Source organism: Streptomyces sp. NPDC024017 (assembly GCF_040638895.1).
In the GTDB taxonomy this organism is placed as follows: domain Bacteria; phylum Actinomycetota; class Actinomycetes; order Streptomycetales; family Streptomycetaceae; genus Streptomyces.
In genome coordinates this window covers 178549-194335 of record NZ_JBEZYZ010000001.1, presented here as the reverse complement: position 1 = coordinate 194335, position 15787 = coordinate 178549, and the positions used below count along the sequence as shown (strand labels likewise).

The window sequence follows — 15787 nt, the reverse complement described above, 5'->3', positions numbered from 1 at the left end:
ATGGGTGACCGCTGGCGCGTCGAGGTCGACCGCTCCCTGTGCATCGGCTCCGCGCAGTGCCTTCACCACGCGCCGGACGGCTTCCGCCTGGACACCGCCCGCCAGTCCCGTCCGGCCGCCCCCGACATGGACGCGAACGAGCGGGTGCTGGAGGCGGCGGAGAGCTGTCCGACGGAGGCGATCACGATCACCCTGGGGGGCAGCGGGGAGGCGGTGTTCCCGCCGGAGGAGTAGCGCCCGAAAAGTTCCCCTTGAGGGGTTTCATTCCTGTCGGAGAGTTCTATCCTGGAAGCAGGCCTACGAGGCGAGTGAGGGAGTCCGACCGGAGTAGCCGACTTCGGCAGGAGACGACGGTCTCCGCCGGTGCCGACTGCGACGGTAGGGCTGAGAGGCCGGAGGGGTGCCGGGCCGAAAACCGGCGCTCGGAGGCGACCCCCACGACCTGATCCGGACCATACCGGCGAAGGGAACCCGTCTCGTAGGTCCTCGCCGTGTCCGGGGAGCTACGGGCCGGACGGCGCGGTCAGGTCGATCAGGCGGCACACCGTCTCGATGTCGATCTTCACCTGGGCGATGGAGGCACGGCCCGACAGCCAGGTGATCAGCGCCGAGTGCCAGGTGTGCTCGATGACCCGGACCGCCGAGAGCTGCTCCGGGGTGGGGTTCTCCTGGCCCATCGCGTCCAGGATGATCGCCGTCGTCTGACGGGAGACCTGGTCCACCTCCGGGCTCACACTGCGATCGGCGAACGTCAGCGCGCGGACCATCGCATCGGCCAGGTGCGGCTCGCGCTGCAGCGCCCGGAAGGCCCGCATCAGCGTCTCCGCGACCCGCTCGGCCGCCGTCTCGCCCTGCGGGGGCTTCTTCCGCAGCGTGCCGTGCATGTGCTCCAACTGGTCCTGCATCGTGGCGACCAGCAGGTGGATCTTGGAAGGGAAGTAGCGGTACAGCGTGCCGAGCGCCACCTGGGAGGACTCCGCGACCTCGCGCATCTGCACGGCGTCGAAGCCGCCCCGGCTGGCCAGCTGCGCACTCGCGTGCAGGATGCGGCGGCGGCGGGCCTCCTGCCGCTCCGTGAGGGGCGGGGAGGCGGGGGCTGCCGCTCTGGCTTCCACCTTGGCCGGCTTGTTCACCTTGGCGCTCACCTTGGCTTCTGCGGGCATGGGTCGGTCCCGTTCCGTGACCGTCCGTGAGGACGAGTGATCACACAGCATGGCACGGCGCCGGTCGTGGCGTGAATCACCTGATCCACCGCTCACAGTGCCCTTACCTGCCGGTAGATTCAGAGCCTCCGAACGATCAAGTCTGAAACTTGTTCTAGATTAGCGTCCCGGCGTAATCTCGCGGGACAGTGCAGGGAGAAGGGGGCCCAGAGTGACCGCTGAGGCCAGGGAGGCCGGGGCTCCGGAGGACCCCGCTGCCGACGGCTTGCGACCGCTCAATATCGCGCTCCTCACCTATAAAGGGAACCCGTTCTGCGGCGGGCAGGGCGTCTATGTCCGGCATCTCTCGCGCGAACTGGCCCGCCTCGGCCACCGGGTCGAGGTCATCGGCGCCCAGCCGTACCCCGTCCTCGACGAGGGCTACGACGGGCTGAGCCTCACCGAGCTGCCCAGCCTCGACCTGTACCGCCAGCCGGATCCCTTCCGCACGCCGGGGCGCGGCGAGTACCGCGACTGGATCGACGCGCTGGAAGTCGCGACGATGTGGACGGGCGGCTTCCCGGAACCGCTGACGTTCTCGCTGCGCGCCCGCCGCCATCTGCGCGCCCGCCGCGGCGAGTTCGACGTCGTGCACGACAACCAGACCCTCGGCTACGGCCTGCTGGGTGATGTCGGCGCACCCCTGGTGACGACCATCCACCACCCCATCACCGTCGACCGGCAGTTGGAGCTGGACGCGGCGGAAGGCCGGCAGCGGCGCCTGTCGGTGCGGCGCTGGTACGCCTTCACGCGCATGCAGAAGCGCGTCGCGCGCCGGCTGCCGTCCGTGCTCACCGTGTCCGGCACGTCGCAGCAGGAGATCATCGACCACCTCGGTGTCCGGCGCGACCGCATCCACGTGGTCCACATCGGCGCCGACACCGACCTGTTCTCGCCGGATCCGTCGGTGCCGGTCGTGCCGGGCCGGATCGTGACGACGTCCAGCGCGGACGTGCCGCTGAAGGGCCTGGTGCATCTCGTCGAGGCGCTGGCCAAGGTGCGGACCGAGCACCCCGGCGCCCATCTCGTCGTCGTCGGCAAGCGGCCCACCGAGGGCCCGGTCGCCCAGGCGATGGAGCGGTACGGCCTCGCCGGGGCCGTCGAGTTCGTCAAGGGCATCTCCGACGCGGAACTCGTCGACCTCGTGCGCTCGGCGCAGGTCGCGTGCGTGCCGTCGCTCTACGAGGGTTTCTCGCTCCCGGCAGCCGAGGCCATGGCGACGGGCACGCCCCTACTCGCCACGACCGGCGGCGCCATCCCCGAGGTCGCCGGCCGCGACGGGGAGACGTGCCTGGCGGTACCGCCCGGCGACGCGGGTGCGCTGGCCGCCGGCCTGGGCCGGCTGCTGGGCGACGCGGACCTGCGCGCCCGCCTCGGCGCGGCCGGACGCGAACGGGTCCTGCGGCACTTCACCTGGGCCAGGGCGGCGGAGGGCACCGTGGCTCGCTACCGCGAGGAGATCGCCCGGTCCGGTGCCGCCACCGACCGCTCCGCGCCGGGGGTTTCCGGCCGTTCCGCGACGGGTGTCCTCGACCGCTCCGCGCCCCGGTCTCCGAGCCGCTCCGCGGCCTCGACGGAGGCCGGCTCCGCCGCTGGGGCGGGTTCCGGCTCGGTGGCTCCGGCGGGTGCCGGTGCCGCGGCTGCCGCAGGGGCCGGGGGCGTAGCTCCGGCGGGTGCCGGGGGCGTGACTCCGGCGGGGGCCGTGTCCGCGGCTCCCACAGATGTAGAAGGCGTCAACTCCGAAAGCAGGGCCACGTGCTGACCGTCGACTTCTCCCGGTTCCCGCTTGCCCCGGGCGACCGTGTCCTGGATCTCGGCTGTGGGGCCGGGCGGCACGCGTTCGAGTGCTACCGGCGTGGCGCGCAGGTCGTGGCGCTGGACCAGAACGCGGAGGAGATCCGCGAGGTCGCGAAGTGGTTCGCGGCGATGAAGGAGGCCGGCGAGGCCCCCGAGGGCGCCACCGCCACGGCCATGGAGGGCGACGCCCTCGCGCTGCCCTTCCCCGACGAGTCCTTCGACGTCGTGATCATCTCCGAGGTGATGGAGCACATCCCGGACGACAAGGGCGTCCTCGCGGAGATGGTGCGGGTGCTGAAGCCCGGCGGGCGCATCGCCGTCACCGTCCCGCGCTACGGCCCCGAGAAGGTCTGCTGGAGCCTCTCCGACGCCTACCACGAGGTCGAGGGCGGCCACATCCGCATCTACAAGGCGGACGAACTGCTGGCGAAGATCCGCGAGGCCGGCCTGAAGCCGTACGGCACGCACCACGCCCACGCCCTGCACTCGCCCTACTGGTGGCTCAAGTGCGCGTTCGGCGTCGACAACGACAAGGCGCTGCCGGTGCGCGCGTACCACAAGCTGCTCGTCTGGGACATCATGAAGAAGCCGCTGGCCACCCGGGTCGCCGAGCAGGCGCTGAACCCGCTGATCGGCAAGAGCTTCGTGGCGTACGCGACCAAGCCGCACCTGCCGCGTCTGGCCGACAACGGGGCGGACGCCAAGTGACCACTCCCCGGACGGAACATTTGGTCCTGCCCGGGGTCCTCACCGCGGGGGAGGCCGCCGAGACCGTCGCCGGCATCCTCGCCGTGCAGCGCGAGGACGGTGCGATCCCGTGGTTCCGGGGGCACCACCTCGACCCGTGGGACCACGTCGAGGCGGCCATGGCCCTCGACACGGCCGGCGAGCACGAGGCCGCCGAGCGGGCCTACCTGTGGCTGGCCCGGCACCAGAACGAGGACGGCTCCTGGTACGCGGCCTACACCGACGGCGAGGCCGACGCGGTCACCGACCGGGGCCGGGAGACCAACTTCGTCGCCTACATAGCCGTGGGCGTCTGGCACCATCACCTCTCCACCGGCGACGACGCGTTCCTGGACCGGATGTGGCCGACGGTGTACGCGGCGGTGGAGTTCGTCCTCCGCCTCCAGCAGCCCGGCGGGCAGATCGGCTGGCGGCGCGACGACGACGGCACGGAGACGGCGGACGCCCTGCTGACGGGCAGCTCCTCCATCCACCACGCGCTGCGCTGCGCACTGGCGATCGCCGACCAGCGGGAAGAGGCACAACCGGACTGGGAGTTGGCGGCGGGTGCGCTGCGGCACGCCATACGCCACCACCCCGAGCGGTTCCTCGACAAGAACCGGTACTCGATGGACTGGTACTACCCCGTCCTCGGCGGAGCGCTGACCGGTGCGGAGGCCAAGGCCCGTATCGAGGAGGACTGGGACCGGTTCGTCGTCCCCGGGCTGGGCGTGCGGTGCGTGGTTCCCAACCCGTGGGTCACGGGAGGTGAGTCGGCCGAACTCGCGCTCGCGCTGTGGGCGATGGGTGAATCGGACCGCGCCCTGGAGATCCTGCAGTCGATCCAGCACCTGCGCGATCCGGAGAGCGGGCTGTACTGGACGGGGTACGTGTTCGACGACGACGCGATCTGGCCGCGGGAGTTGACCACGTGGACCGCGGGGTCGTTGTTGCTGGCCGTGGCCGCGCTCGGGGGCCACGAGGCCACGTGCCAGGTGTTCGGTGGGGACTTGCCTGTGGGGCTAGAGTCGGACTGCTGCGCCTAGGAGCTCGGGAGTCGCTGCCGGATGGCGGGGCGCGGGTTGTGTGTGGTTGATCGCGCCTACGCGGCGGAGCCGCATGTCGAACACCCCCGCGCCCCTATGGCATCAGTGCCGGTGTGCGCGATTGGCTATCGCGTGCCCGACGAACAGGTACACCACAGCCGCCAGGCCGTAGCCGCAGACCACTCGGGCCCACGCCTCGTCGAACGTGAACAGGTCGTGCGACCAGCCTGCGAGCCAGCGGGCCGCGTCGTGGATGAACTGGACGAACGAGTTTCCTGGGTTGGCGTCCAGCAGGTACATCAGGATCCAGAGACCCAGGATGAGGGCCATGATGTCGGCCACGACCGCCACGATCGTGCCGGCTTGATTCGCACCGTTGCGATATCGAGGGGACATGCTTTCCGGATTGCCCTTGAACCCTGGATGAAACCCGGGGATTCGCTCAGGAGTTCAACTCCGCGAGTACGCGCAGCGTATGGGGGTCGGGGCTGAGGACGAGGAGGTCCGTCACCGGGCCCTTGCGCCACGACTCCAGTCGCTGTGCGATCCGTTCGCGCGGGCCGACCAGGGAGATCTCGTCGGCGAAAGCGTCGGGGACCGCCAGGACGGCCTCCTCCCGGCGGCCGGAGAGGAACAGCTCCTGGATGCGGCGGGCCTCGGCCCCGAAGCCCATGCGGGCCATCAGGTCGGCGTGGAAGTTGCGGGCCGCGTGCCCCATCCCGCCGATGTAGAAGCCCAGCATCGCCTTGACGGGCAGCAGGCCTTCGGCGACGTCGTCGCAGACCCGGGCCTGGGCCATCGGCGCGACCAGGAACCCTTCGGGCAGCTCGGCCACGGCCGGGCCGTAGACCTCCGGCCGGGTCGGCGACCAGTACAGCGGCAGCCAGCCGTCGGCGATCCGGGCCGTCTGGGCGACGTTCTTCGGGCCCTCCGCGCCGAGCAGGATCGGTAGGTCCGGGCGGAGCGGGTGCGTGATCGGCTTGAGGGGTTTGCCGAGGCCCGTGGCGCCCGGGCCCCGGTAGGGGTGGGAGTGGAAGCGGCCCGCCAACTCGACGGGTGCCTCGCGGCGCAGCACCTGCCGCAGGACGTCGACGTACTCGCGGGTGGCGGTGAGCGGCGAGGCGGGGAACGGGCGGCCGTACCAGCCCTCGACGACCTGCGGGCCGGAGAGTCCGAGGCCCAGCATCATGCGGCCGCCGGAGAGGTGGTCCAGGGTGAGGGCGTGCATCGCGGTGGTGGTCGGTGACCGGGCCGCCATCTGTGCGACCGCGGTGCCCAGACGGATGCGGGAGGTGTGGGCCGCGATCCAGGTGAGCGGGGTGAACGCGTCCGAGCCCCAGGACTCCGCCGTCCAGACGGAGTCGTAGCCGAGCCGCTCGGCCTCCTGCGCGAGGGGCACATGGCCGGGGGAGGGGCCGCGGCCCCAGTAGCCGAGCGCGAGACCGAGGCGCATCTCTACTCCTTGACGGTCCGTCAGTTCGGAGCGGGACGCCGACTGTACGACAACGGCCCCCCGCCCGGAAGGGCGAGGGGCCGTGCGTTGCCGCGGGGCTCAGCCGCGCTGGATGCCCGATGTGTCCTGCAGGACACCGCGGCGGCCGTCCTGCGTCTGGGCGACCAGGGCCGCTCCGCGCTGCTCGACGGCCAGGTACCAGGTACCCGGGGCGAGTTCGGCGATCGGCGTGGGCGAGCCGTCCTCCGCGAACAGCGGCCGCGGCACCGGCACCGCGAACCAGAACGGCGAGAAGTCCCCGGCCGGCGGCTGCGGAGCCTGCGCCTGCGCCTGCTGGGGCTGCGGCTGACCGCCGTACGGCTGCCCCGGCTGCGGCTGGCCGTAGCCACCGGGCTGCTGCGCGCCCGGGTAGCCGTAACCACCGGGGGGCTGGGCGCCGTAGGGCTGCGGGGCGGCCGGGCGAGGGGCCGGGAGGAGGGCGCCCTTGAGGGCCGGGACGAGGGGGGTGGCGAGGGCGGCGGCGGCCATCAGCAGCGTGGCGACGAGGGCGAGGATCATGCCGATGCCGGGGCTCGGGGCGCCTTCGCTCGCGTTCTCGCCGATGTTGTCGAAGCCGGCGGGCGCGTCGAAGATGTTGCCGAGCGCGCTCCACGCGGCGAACACCGTGAAGGCGGCGCCGAACTGGCCGAGCTCGATCCCCGCGACCTTCGGGGCCTGCGGCAGGCCCCGGGAGACGACGACGAGCGCGGCGCCGATGATCCCGGCCAGCACGACGCTGAACACGACCGGGCCGCTGCCCCACAGCATGGGGAGGTCGACGCTGTCGGGGACATTGTCGAACGAGTAGAGGTCGAGGAACGACGCGATCAACAGCAATACCGCTGCTCCGATCACCACGCCGTCGCCCCGAGTGAGGGAGCGGATATTCACTTCAGGTCCTTCGTAGGTCGTCTCATCGTCGGTAGAGGCGTCGCTGTCACCATGCCGCCGTCCGGACTCGGTGTGAAGCGCGGGGGTGGCCCCTCATCGTAAGGAGGACCCTATCGTCCGCCCGATCAGGGTGTCCGCCGGGATCTGCCGGTCCAGGACTACCCGCGCAGGAAACTCACGATTCCCTCAGAGATCCCTCGCGCCGCCTTCTGTCGCCACGCGCCGCTGGTGAGCAACGCCGCGTCCTTGCTATCGCGCATGTTCCCGCACTCGATGAACACCTTGGGAACCGTTGACAGATTGAGACCGCCCAGGTCCTTACGCGTGACGAGACCGCCGCCGTCGCCGACGTAGTTGGAGGGCGCGCTGCCGGTGACCGCCACGAAGCGGCCCGCGACGCGCTCGCCGAGATCGCGGGAGGGGCCGACGATCGCCCGGGTGTCCGCGGCGCCCGCGTGGACCGCGCCGGGCAGGATCACGTGGAAGCCGCGGTTGCCGGCGCCCGAGCCGTCCGCGTGGATCGAGACCACGGCGTCGGCCTTCGCCTCGTTGCCGATCCGGGCCCGCTCGTCCACGCACGGCCCGTACGGCCGGTCGCCGTCCTGCGTCAGCTTCACCGTGGCGCCCTGCTCCTGAAGGAGCGTGCGCATCCGGTGCGCCACGTCCAGCGTGAACTTGGCCTCGGTGTAACCGTCGTTGGTGGATGTGCCCGTGGTGTCGCACTCCTTCCGGTTCGTCCCGATGTTCACGCTGCGGTTGATCTCGGACGCGTGCTGGAAGTTGCTCGGGTTGTGCCCCGGGTCGATGACGACGACCTTGCCCTTGAGCGGGCCGGAGGCGGCGGGCGCGGAGGCCGAGGAGGTGTCCGAGGGCTTCGGGGAGGCGCTCGGCTGCTTGGCGTCGTCGGACGGCGCGCTCGACGCGGCGGGCGGGGAGGACCGTACGGCCGCCCGCCCCGAACCCCCGTCGTCCCCCGAGCCGCCGACCGTCTCGTACACCAGCCAGCCGAGCAGCGCCCCCGGCACCAGCGCGGCGAGCGCGACGGTCAGGGGGCCGCGGCGGGGGCGGCGGGGCTGGGGAGGTTCGAAGTCCGGGCCTACGTACGACACGTCTGCCACCCTAACGGCCGTCCGCGGGGGCGGCGGGCCCAGGACGGCCCGACAGGTGGGGGCTACGCCTCGTTCCCGCCGCCCCCGTGCCGTACCGCCTCCTTCACCCGCGCCTCGATCTCCTGGCGCGGGGTGCCCTCCTGCTTCGCGTACCCGGTCACCGCCGCCTGGACGTCCCGGGCGAGATCGCGCCAGGCGCGCCAGGCCGTCTCCCACGTGGTGGTCTGCTGGTCGCTCCACTTGGTCTGGGTGGGCGGCCCGTACGCGTCCTGGAGGTGACGCACGCGGGCGTACGCCTCGTCCGCCGCGCGCTGCTTCTCCACGAGCTCTTCGAAGGTGTCTGCCACGCGCCCGGATCCTTGGGCAGCGCCGGTCGCCCGCCGACTCGCCACGCCGCCCGTGGGCCGACCGTGAGGGGGTGCGGGGGGTGCAGTTCACCCGCCCAGCCGCCGGAGGGCGTGGCAGTGCGTCAGATGCCCGGCCCCGTGCGCCGCAGGACCCGCAGCGAGTCCGTCGCCGAGACCTCGGTGAACGCGCCGGAGGCGAGGGCCCGGAGGTAGACGCGGTAGGGGGCCTGGCCGGTGAACTCGTCCTGCGGGTCGGGGAAGACGTCGTGGATGAGCAGCAGGCCGCCCTCGGCGACGTGCGGGGCCCAGCCCTCGTAGTCGGCGGTGGCGTGCTCGTCGGTGTGGCCGCCGTCGATGAAGACGAACCCCAGCGGCGTCCGCCAGAGCGCGGCGATCCGCGGGGAACGCCCGACCAGCGCCACCACGTGCTCCTCCAGGCCCGCCCGGTGGAGCGTGCGGCGGAACGTGGGCAGCGTGTCCATCAGGCCGATCTCGGGGTCGACCGTCTCCGGGTCGTGGTACTCCCAGCCCGGCTGCTGCTCCTCGCTGCCGCGGTGGTGGTCGACGGTGAGCGCGCTGACCCCGGCCTCGCGGGCCGCGTCGGCGAGCAGGATCGTGGACCGGCCGCAGTAGGTGCCGACCTCCAGCAGCGGCAGCCCGAGCCGCCCGGCCTCCACGGCAGCCGCGTACAGCGCCAGGCCCTCACCGGCGGGCATGAACCCCTTCGCCGCCTCGAACGCGGCCAGGATCTCGGGCTTCGGGGCCGCGGGCATGGGGTTCCTCTCGGTCGTTCGACGGTCCGGGCGCCCATCGTGCCGCACCCCCTGCCGCGAGGACGACAGGGGGTACCGGTGAGTAGCAGGCAGGGTCAGGCGGAGACCGTCTCGCCCGGCAGCGGCAGGTCCAGGTCGACCGGGCGCTCGTCGCCCGCGTGGGTCGCGGACGAGGCGAGCGGGCCGTGACCCGTGGCCCGGGCGGCCACGACGTAGGAGCCCTGGGCCGGGACGGTGAGCGCGTAGCTGCCGTCCTCGGCGGAGAGCGTCGCGCCGGCCTGGCGGCCGCGGCGGTCGATCAGGGTGACCTTGGCGCGGGCGACCGGGGAGCCGTCGGCGCCCAGCACCCGGCCGCGGAAGCCGCGCAGGACCTGCTCGGCGCGCTCCAGCGCCGCGTCCTCCTCGCTGCTGGCGCGCAACTGCGGCTTGTCCGAAGGCCGTCGGCCCGGCAGGAACAGCGCCAGGAGCAGGCCCACGGCCACCGCGCCCGTCGCGATCAGGAAGGAGAGCCGGAAGCCGTGCATGGTCGGGATCTCGACGCCGCCGACGTTGTTCGCGGTGTTCGCCAGCACCATGCCGATCACGGCGCTCGACACCGAGGTGCCGATGGAACGCATCAGGGTGTTGAGGCCGTTCGCCGCGCCCGTCTCCGACGCCGGGACCGCGCCCACGATCAGCGCGGGCAGCGAGGAGTAGGCGAGGCCGATGCCCGCGCCCAGGAGGACCGAGATGACCAGGCTCTGCCAGGCGGCGCTCATCAGGCCGAGACCGGCGCCGTAGCCGATCGCGATGATCAGCAGGCCGAGGATCAGGGTGAACTTGGGGCCGTACTTCGCGGACAGCCGGGCGTAGACGGGCGCGGTGAACATCATCGTCAGGCCGAGCGGCGCGACGAGCAGACCCGCGACGACCATCGACTGGCCGAGGCCGTAGCCGGTGGACTCCGGCAGCTGGAGCAGCTGGGGCAGGACCAGGGAGACGACGTAGAAGGAGACGCCGACCATGATCGAGGCGAGGTTGGTGAAGAGGACGGCCGGGCGGGCCGTGGTGCGCAGGTCGACCAGCGGGGCCTTCAGGCGCAGCTCCATCACGCCCCACAGCACGAGCACGACCGCCGAGGCGGCGAACAGGCCGAGGGTGGTGCCGGAGGTCCAGCCCCAGTCGCTGCCCTTGGTGATCGGCAGCAGGAACAGGACGAGCCCGGCGGAGAGGCCGAGCGCGCCCGGCAGGTCGAAGGAGCCCTCGGCGCGCATCGGCGACTCGGGCACGACGAGCAGGGTGAGGGCGATGGCGAGCACGCCGAGGCCGGCGGCGCCGTAGTAGAGGGCGTGCCAGTCGCTGTGCTGGGCGACCAGGGCGGCGGCGGGCAGGGCGAGGCCGCCGCCGACGCCTATGGAGGAGCTCATCAGGGCCATCGCCGAGCCGAGCTTCTCGCGGGGCAGCATGTCGCGCATCAGGCCGATGCCGAGCGGGATCGCGCCCATCGCGAAGCCCTGGAGCGTACGACCGGTGATCATGAGCAGCAGATCGCTGGTGAGCGCGCTGACCAGGGCGCCGGCGACCATCACGGCCAGGCTCAGGATCAGCATGCGGCGCTTGCCGTAGAGGTCGCCGAGGCGGCCCATGATCGGGGTGGCGACCGCGCCCGAGAGAAGGGTCGAGGTGAGGACCCAGGTGGCGTTGCTGGGGGTGGTGTCCAGCAGCTGCGGCAGGTCCTTGATCACCGGAACGAGCAGGGTCTGCATCACCGCGACAACGATGCCCGCGAAGGCGAGCACCGGGACCACGGCCCCGCTCGCTCTGCCGGCGGGACGGTCTGTCGTCGTCTGCGTCATTGAGAGGGGCCTCCAGGCCGGGGAGCGTCGGGTTACGTGGACTCTGAACCTTGTATGTCCAGGCAACTATTCCGTTGCTTTGGCACCCTAACGAAAACTTGACCTTCTCTTGGTCTTGCCGGGGGCCTAGGTCCCGGGACCGAGGGCCCCACCCGGCGAAATCCCGATGCAAGGGGTGCAAGGCGGTTGAGAGCATGACACCCATGCTCGAATCCGCCGATGCCGCCACCGCCCGCATATCCCGACTGTCCCGGCTGCGTCCGCGCGGGGCGCCGCCGATGTGGCTCGTGGTGGCGCTCACCTGCGCCGGGCAGTTCCTCGTCGTGCTGGACGTGTCCGTCGTCAACGTGGCGCTGCCTTCGATGCGGACCGGGCTGGGGCTCAGCGAGCAGGGCCTGCAGTGGGTCGTCAACGCCTACGCCATCGCCTTCGCCGGGTTCATGCTGCTCGGCGGGCGCGCCGGGGACCTCTACGGCCGCAAGCGGATGTTCCTCGTGGGGCTCGGCCTGTTCACCCTGGCCTCGGCGGCCGGCGGGCTGGCGCAGGACGACTGGCAACTGCTGGTGGCGCGGGCCGTGCAGGGGCTGGGTGCGGCGGTGCTGGCGCCCTCGACGCTGACGATCCTCACGGCGTCGGTGCCGGAGGGCGCCGCGCGCGCCCGGGCCATCGGGACGTGGACGGCGGTCGGGGCCGGCGGCGGCGCGGCGGGCGGTCTGGTCGGCGGGCTGCTGGTGGAGACGCTCTCCTGGCGCTGGGTGCTGCTGATCAACGTGCCCGTCGGGGCCGTGGTGCTGTGCGCCGCCGCCTGGTTCCTCACCGAGAGCCGGGCCGGGGACGGCCGCCGCCTCGACCTGCCGGGCGCGCTGCTCGTCACGGCCGGCCTGGGCACACTCGCCTACGGCATCTCCCAGACGGAGGCGGAGGGCTGGACGGCACCGGCCACCCTGCTGCCGCTGCTCGCCGGACTGGTCCTGCTCGGGGCTTTCCTCGCGGTCGAGGCCCGCACCGCGAGCCCGCTGATGCCGCTCGGCCTCCTGCGCATCCGCTCGGTCTCCTCGGCGAACGTCTCGATGTTCCTGTGCGGCTCCGCGATGTTCTGCATGTGGTTCTTCATGACCCTCTACGCGCAGAACGTCCTCGGCTACACCCCGCTCGAAGCCGGCCTCGCCCTGGTCCCGAGCTCCCTCGCCGTCATCCTCGGCTCCAAGCTCGCACCCCGCCTGATGCGGCCGATCGGCCCGCGCAACGTCGCCGCGCTGGGCACCCTGGTCGCCGTGGCCGGCTTCGCCTGGCAGTCCACGATGACCCCTGACGGCTCCTACGCCACGGCGATCCTCGTCCCCGGCATCCTCATGATGCTCGGCGCGGGCCTGGCAGCGACCCCCCTCGCCTCCCTGGCCACCTCCGGCGCGGCCCCCGAAGAGGCGGGCCTGGTCTCCGGCCTGGTCAACACGTCCCGCACGATGGGCGGTTCCCTGGGCCTGGCGGTCCTGTCCACCCTGGCCGCGTCCGAGTCGGCGGGCGGCACGACCCCACAGGCCCTGACCGAGGGCTACGCACTAGCGTTCCGCGTGGGGACCGTGGTGCTGGCGGCCGGGGTCGTCCTGATGTGGGTGTGGCTGCCGCGGCGGGCAAAGGAGCGGCAGGCGGCCTGAAAATCCACGGGTGGCGTGGCCCTGAACGGGGGTGTGAAGGCCCTTCCCGGGCGCGTCGGCGCTGTTTCGGTGCGGGGCCGCAGTGGTCCGTCCGCGGGGTGCCTCCGCGTCTCCCCAAGGGCGTTGCAGGGCCTCCCAGTTACGCCAGAAGACTGCCCTGACCTGGCCTTTCGTGCTGTCCGGACCTACCGTGGGCGGACGCGGAAGGGGGCCGGATGGACCGGAACATGCGCACTGTCGACGACGTACTCGCCCTGCTTGACGGGCTGTTCGCACCCGAGGCCGACCGATGGACGGGGCGCGGTGCCGACTGGTGGGACCGCTTCTACGCCGACCGGTCGCGGACGGTGCCGTTCTTCGTGGCGAAGCCGGACGAGAGCCTGGTGGCCGCCGTGGAGCGGGGGCAGGTCGGCGGGGGACGGGCGCTCGACCTCGGATGCGGGCCGGGGCGCAACGCGCTGTATCTTGCCGCGCGGGGGTTCGAGGTCGACGCGGTCGACCTGTCCTCGGCCGCCGTCGACTGGGCCCGGGAGCGCGCCCGCGAGGCGGGGGCCGAGGGCGTACGGTTCCACCGCGGGGACGCCTTCGCGCTCGCCGCCACGGAACTCACCGGACCGTACGACCTCGTCTACGACTCCGGCTGCTTCCATCATCTCCCTCCGCACCGCCGGGTCAGCTACCTGGCCCTGCTGGAGCAACTCCTGGCACCCGGTGGCCTGTTCGGCCTCACGTGTTTCGCCGCCGGGGCCGGAGGGATGGGGTCGGAGCTGCCCGACGGCGACTTCTACCGCGAGGGGGCGGGGCTGAGGGGCGGACTGGCTTACACCCCCGAGGCGTTGCGCGGGATCTTCTCCGGCCTGACCGAGCTCGAACTGCGGCGGATGCGGGACGAGCCGGAGGAGTCGGAGTGCTTCGGCGAGTCCTTCCTGTGGACCGCGTTCTTCAGGCGGGCATAGGGCACAGGACAGAGGCGGACACAGGGCGTCAGAGCCAGCCCTGGCGGCGGGCCTCGCGCAGGGCCTCCATGCGGTCCTCCATCCCCAGCAGCAGCGCGAGCGCACCGCGCATCATGCCCTGGTCCTCGGCGAGCAGTACGCGGATGGGCCGGCCGGTCACGGGCTCAGGGCAGGGCGGCCGGTGTCCAGCAGCGAGGTCAGCGTCCGCGTGAACGCCGTCGCCGAATGGTCCGCGTGGTCACGGATGCGCGCCGCGACCGTATCGGCGCCGCCGCCCTCCAGGAGCCGGACGAGCCGGTCGAGGTCCTGCCCGTGCCCCTCCTGGGTGGTCAGGTAGAAGTCCGTCGCGTCGTACGCCATGTGGAAGACGTGCTTCTTCACGTCGCTCAGCGTCAGGTAGTCGTCGTGCGTCTTGGGGGTCGGCTCGGGCGCGCCGACACACACCGCCGGGGTACCGGCGCCCCACGAATTGACGGCCAGGTGGTACGTGTCCGTGATGACCAACCGGTAGCGGGGCAGCACCCCGACCAGGTCGCCGACGGTGTGATCCCCGGGGCGGGCCGCGATGTGGCTCACCGGACCGGGCACGTCGCGGTCGAACCAGGGCAGCCACTCCAGCGGGGCGCCCAGGCGGTCGGACAGGCCCTGGCAGAAGGCCGGCAGCCAGTCGGGGATCGGCGTACGGGCGCCGAGGAAGACGCCGATCGCACCGCCGTCGGGCACCGACCGGGACCACTGCGTGGTCGGGAGGTGGTCCAGGTCGCCGGGGCGGGACAGCAACGCCGCGTCCGCACCGAAGTGGTCGGTCGTACGGTCCCCCCGCAGATGCGCGATCTTCGCCGCCGAGAGCGGATCCCGCACCCACATGCGGTGGCTGCGCGTGACGAGGCGGGAGAACAGCGGGCCGTACTCCTTGTCCTCGTAGTCGGACTGCGTGTTGTGCAGGATCGTCCCGCCGTAGCTGAGGGTCCGCGCGAGCAGCTCGTCCGGCTGGTCCGCGAACAGCAGGGCGCGGTTCAGCTGCGCCCGGGCGTCGTCCCGGTCCGCGGCGAAGCCGAAGTCGAGCAGGCGGTTCGTCGCGTCCTGCGCCAGGTAGTGCCGGGTGTGCAGGAAGTCGCCCCAGAACACGACCGCGTCATGGTCGCGCAGCGTGTCGAGGTGCTCGGCCAGCGGAAGGAAGCGGAACGGGAGTTCAGTACCGCGCGCACAGTCGCGCAGCGGCACGGTCTCCGGCGTGTGCAGCGTGTACCAGGTGGCGTCGACGTCGGTGTCCATCCGCCGCCGGAGGGACTCGAACGCCAAGTCCACGGTCAGCATGCCCGTGTTGCGGTACCCGATGTTCGGCGCGGTGATGACGGCGACGCGTCCCATGTGCTCCAGTTCCCCTAGCAGTTACCGGCGCCCTCGACGTGTGGTGGCGCGGACCACCGGCCAACGTACACGTCCGCTTCGCTGCGAAAACGTCCCGCCCCCGCCGGCCGTTCCTCCGCCGCGTCCGGCGGAAGTTCCGCCGTCACCGCGAACCCGCCCCCGGCCCGCGACGGCGCCGTCAGCGAACCGCCCGCCGCCGCGAGACGTTCCGTCAGCCCGGTCAGACCCGTGCCGTCGGAGCGGGCCGGACCCGTGCCGTGGGAGCCCGCCGTGTCGCCGTCGACGGCCCCGCCCGCCTTCCGGGCCGCTCGCCACTCGGTCTTGAGCCGGCCCTTGTCCGCCTTGCAGCGGCGCCGGTGCTCGCGGGCCTCGCGGACATCGGAGCGGATGGCCCCGAACCGGCACCTGACCCTGTCTCTCCAGGACATGTCCTGGTCCTCCGTCCCGGCTGTGCCGGTCGGGGGGACGGCCCGTGGGGTCTGCGTGGTCATGGCAGTGACGTTACGGACCGGCCGGGGTCCGCGGCAGATGCGCTTGTACGGCCTCCGGCAGGACAAATGTCATCGCCACGCCGATCTGACGCGGCG

Annotated in this window: 15 protein-coding genes and 2 pseudogenes; 6 read left to right on the top strand and 11 right to left on the bottom strand. The window is 72.3% G+C overall.

Annotation, left to right across the window (positions count from 1 at the left end; genetic code table 11):
- Nucleotides 1-234 carry a ferredoxin gene (locus AB0G20_RS00920; RefSeq protein WP_361293780.1) on the top strand — a complete coding sequence of 78 codons (234 nt, stop codon included), beginning with the start codon at nt 1-3 and terminating at the stop codon, nt 232-234.
- Nucleotides 235-503: 269 nt separating this feature from the next.
- Here AB0G20_RS00920 and AB0G20_RS00915 read toward each other — a convergent pair whose 3' ends face one another.
- Nucleotides 504-1163, bottom strand: a complete 660-nt coding sequence (locus AB0G20_RS00915) for a TetR family transcriptional regulator (RefSeq protein ID WP_361293777.1) — start codon at nt 1161-1163, stop codon at nt 504-506.
- Between the two features lie 211 nt (nt 1164-1374).
- On the opposite strand from AB0G20_RS00915, the gene AB0G20_RS00910 reads away from it, so the two are divergent.
- From AB0G20_RS00910 to AB0G20_RS00900, 3 genes are read left to right on the top strand one after another with little or no spacing between them, the layout of a single operon-like run.
- On the top strand, nt 1375-2964 hold the full coding sequence (locus AB0G20_RS00910; protein ID WP_361293774.1) for a glycosyltransferase family 4 protein: 1590 nt from the start codon (nt 1375-1377) through the stop codon (nt 2962-2964).
- Nucleotides 2958-3707 (top strand): class I SAM-dependent methyltransferase, encoded by a 750-nt coding sequence (locus AB0G20_RS00905; protein ID WP_361293771.1) that lies wholly within the window; start codon nt 2958-2960, stop codon nt 3705-3707. The genes AB0G20_RS00910 and AB0G20_RS00905 overlap by 7 nt, the downstream gene beginning before the upstream one ends.
- On the top strand, nt 3704-4771 hold the full coding sequence (locus AB0G20_RS00900) for a prenyltransferase (protein ID WP_361293768.1): 1068 nt from the start codon (nt 3704-3706) through the stop codon (nt 4769-4771). The genes AB0G20_RS00905 and AB0G20_RS00900 overlap by 4 nt, the downstream gene beginning before the upstream one ends.
- 102 nt (nt 4772-4873) lie before the next feature.
- On the opposite strand, the gene AB0G20_RS00895 is transcribed toward AB0G20_RS00900, so the two are convergent.
- From AB0G20_RS00895 to AB0G20_RS00865, 7 genes are all read right to left on the bottom strand, one after another.
- A complete protein-coding gene (locus tag AB0G20_RS00895; RefSeq protein WP_175432264.1) occupies nt 4874-5167 on the bottom strand; it encodes a hypothetical protein in 294 nt (97 codons plus the stop codon).
- Nucleotides 5168-5213: 46 nt separating this feature from the next.
- The gene (locus tag AB0G20_RS00890) at nt 5214-6224 is read right to left on the bottom strand and encodes an LLM class F420-dependent oxidoreductase (RefSeq protein WP_361293765.1); all 1011 of its coding nucleotides are present in this window, start codon (nt 6222-6224) and stop codon (nt 5214-5216) included.
- Between the two features lie 99 nt (nt 6225-6323).
- Nucleotides 6324-7154 carry a hypothetical protein gene (locus AB0G20_RS00885; protein WP_361293762.1) on the bottom strand — a complete coding sequence of 277 codons (831 nt, stop codon included), beginning with the start codon at nt 7152-7154 and terminating at the stop codon, nt 6324-6326.
- 158 nt (nt 7155-7312) lie between these two features.
- On the bottom strand, nt 7313-8263 hold the full coding sequence (locus AB0G20_RS00880) for an N-acetylmuramoyl-L-alanine amidase (protein WP_361293759.1): 951 nt from the start codon (nt 8261-8263) through the stop codon (nt 7313-7315).
- Nucleotides 8264-8325: 62 nt separating this feature from the next.
- Nucleotides 8326-8610, bottom strand: coding sequence for a hypothetical protein (locus tag AB0G20_RS00875; protein WP_361293756.1), 285 nt, complete (start codon nt 8608-8610; stop codon nt 8326-8328).
- Between the two features lie 122 nt (nt 8611-8732).
- Nucleotides 8733-9383, bottom strand: coding sequence for a class I SAM-dependent methyltransferase (locus AB0G20_RS00870; RefSeq protein ID WP_361293753.1), 651 nt, complete (start codon nt 9381-9383; stop codon nt 8733-8735).
- A 95-nt stretch (nt 9384-9478) separates the two neighbouring features.
- Nucleotides 9479-11218, bottom strand: a complete 1740-nt coding sequence (locus tag AB0G20_RS00865; RefSeq protein ID WP_361293750.1) for an MFS transporter — start codon at nt 11216-11218, stop codon at nt 9479-9481.
- A 194-nt stretch (nt 11219-11412) separates the two neighbouring features.
- Here AB0G20_RS00865 and AB0G20_RS00860 point away from each other — a divergent pair, with 194 nt between their 5' ends.
- Both AB0G20_RS00860 and AB0G20_RS00855 read left to right on the top strand, forming a co-directional pair.
- Nucleotides 11413-12873 carry an MFS transporter gene (locus AB0G20_RS00860; protein WP_361293747.1) on the top strand — a complete coding sequence of 487 codons (1461 nt, stop codon included), beginning with the start codon at nt 11413-11415 and terminating at the stop codon, nt 12871-12873.
- Between the two features lie 215 nt (nt 12874-13088).
- Nucleotides 13089-13829 carry a class I SAM-dependent methyltransferase gene (locus AB0G20_RS00855; RefSeq protein ID WP_361293744.1) on the top strand — a complete coding sequence of 247 codons (741 nt, stop codon included), beginning with the start codon at nt 13089-13091 and terminating at the stop codon, nt 13827-13829.
- Nucleotides 13830-13887: 58 nt separating this feature from the next.
- On the opposite strand, the pseudogene AB0G20_RS00850 reads toward AB0G20_RS00855, so the two are convergent.
- From AB0G20_RS00850 to AB0G20_RS00840, 3 genes and pseudogenes are all read right to left on the bottom strand, one after another.
- Nucleotides 13888-13989: pseudogene (locus tag AB0G20_RS00850) on the bottom strand (DNA-binding response regulator); the annotation flags it as partial.
- A complete protein-coding gene (locus AB0G20_RS00845; protein WP_361293742.1) occupies nt 13986-15200 on the bottom strand; it encodes a polysaccharide pyruvyl transferase family protein in 1215 nt (404 codons plus the stop codon). The gene AB0G20_RS00845 and the pseudogene AB0G20_RS00850, both read right to left, overlap by 4 nt.
- A gap of 14 nt (nt 15201-15214) precedes the next feature.
- Nucleotides 15215-15433: pseudogene (locus AB0G20_RS00840) on the bottom strand (hypothetical protein); the annotation flags it as partial.
- Nucleotides 15434-15787 lie beyond the last annotated feature (354 nt).

Excerpts from the sequence above, each read along its gene's own strand:
- AB0G20_RS00920 (WP_361293780.1), top strand. The coding sequence starts at position 1 with ATGGGTGACCGCTGGCGCGTCGAGGTCGACCGCTCCCTGTGCATCGGC.
- AB0G20_RS00915 (WP_361293777.1), bottom strand. The coding sequence starts at position 1,163 with ATGCCCGCAGAAGCCAAGGTGAGCGCCAAGGTGAACAAGCCGGCCAAG.
- AB0G20_RS00895 (WP_175432264.1), bottom strand. The coding sequence starts at position 5,167 with ATGTCCCCTCGATATCGCAACGGTGCGAATCAAGCCGGCACGATCGTG.
- AB0G20_RS00890 (WP_361293765.1), bottom strand. The coding sequence starts at position 6,224 with ATGCGCCTCGGTCTCGCGCTCGGCTACTGGGGCCGCGGCCCCTCCCCC.
- AB0G20_RS00870 (WP_361293753.1), bottom strand. The coding sequence starts at position 9,383 with ATGCCCGCGGCCCCGAAGCCCGAGATCCTGGCCGCGTTCGAGGCGGCG.
- AB0G20_RS00865 (WP_361293750.1), bottom strand. The coding sequence starts at position 11,218 with ATGACGCAGACGACGACAGACCGTCCCGCCGGCAGAGCGAGCGGGGCC.
- AB0G20_RS00860 (WP_361293747.1), top strand. The coding sequence starts at position 11,413 with ATGACACCCATGCTCGAATCCGCCGATGCCGCCACCGCCCGCATATCC.
- AB0G20_RS00855 (WP_361293744.1), top strand. The coding sequence starts at position 13,089 with ATGGACCGGAACATGCGCACTGTCGACGACGTACTCGCCCTGCTTGAC.
- AB0G20_RS00845 (WP_361293742.1), bottom strand. The coding sequence starts at position 15,200 with ATGGGACGCGTCGCCGTCATCACCGCGCCGAACATCGGGTACCGCAAC.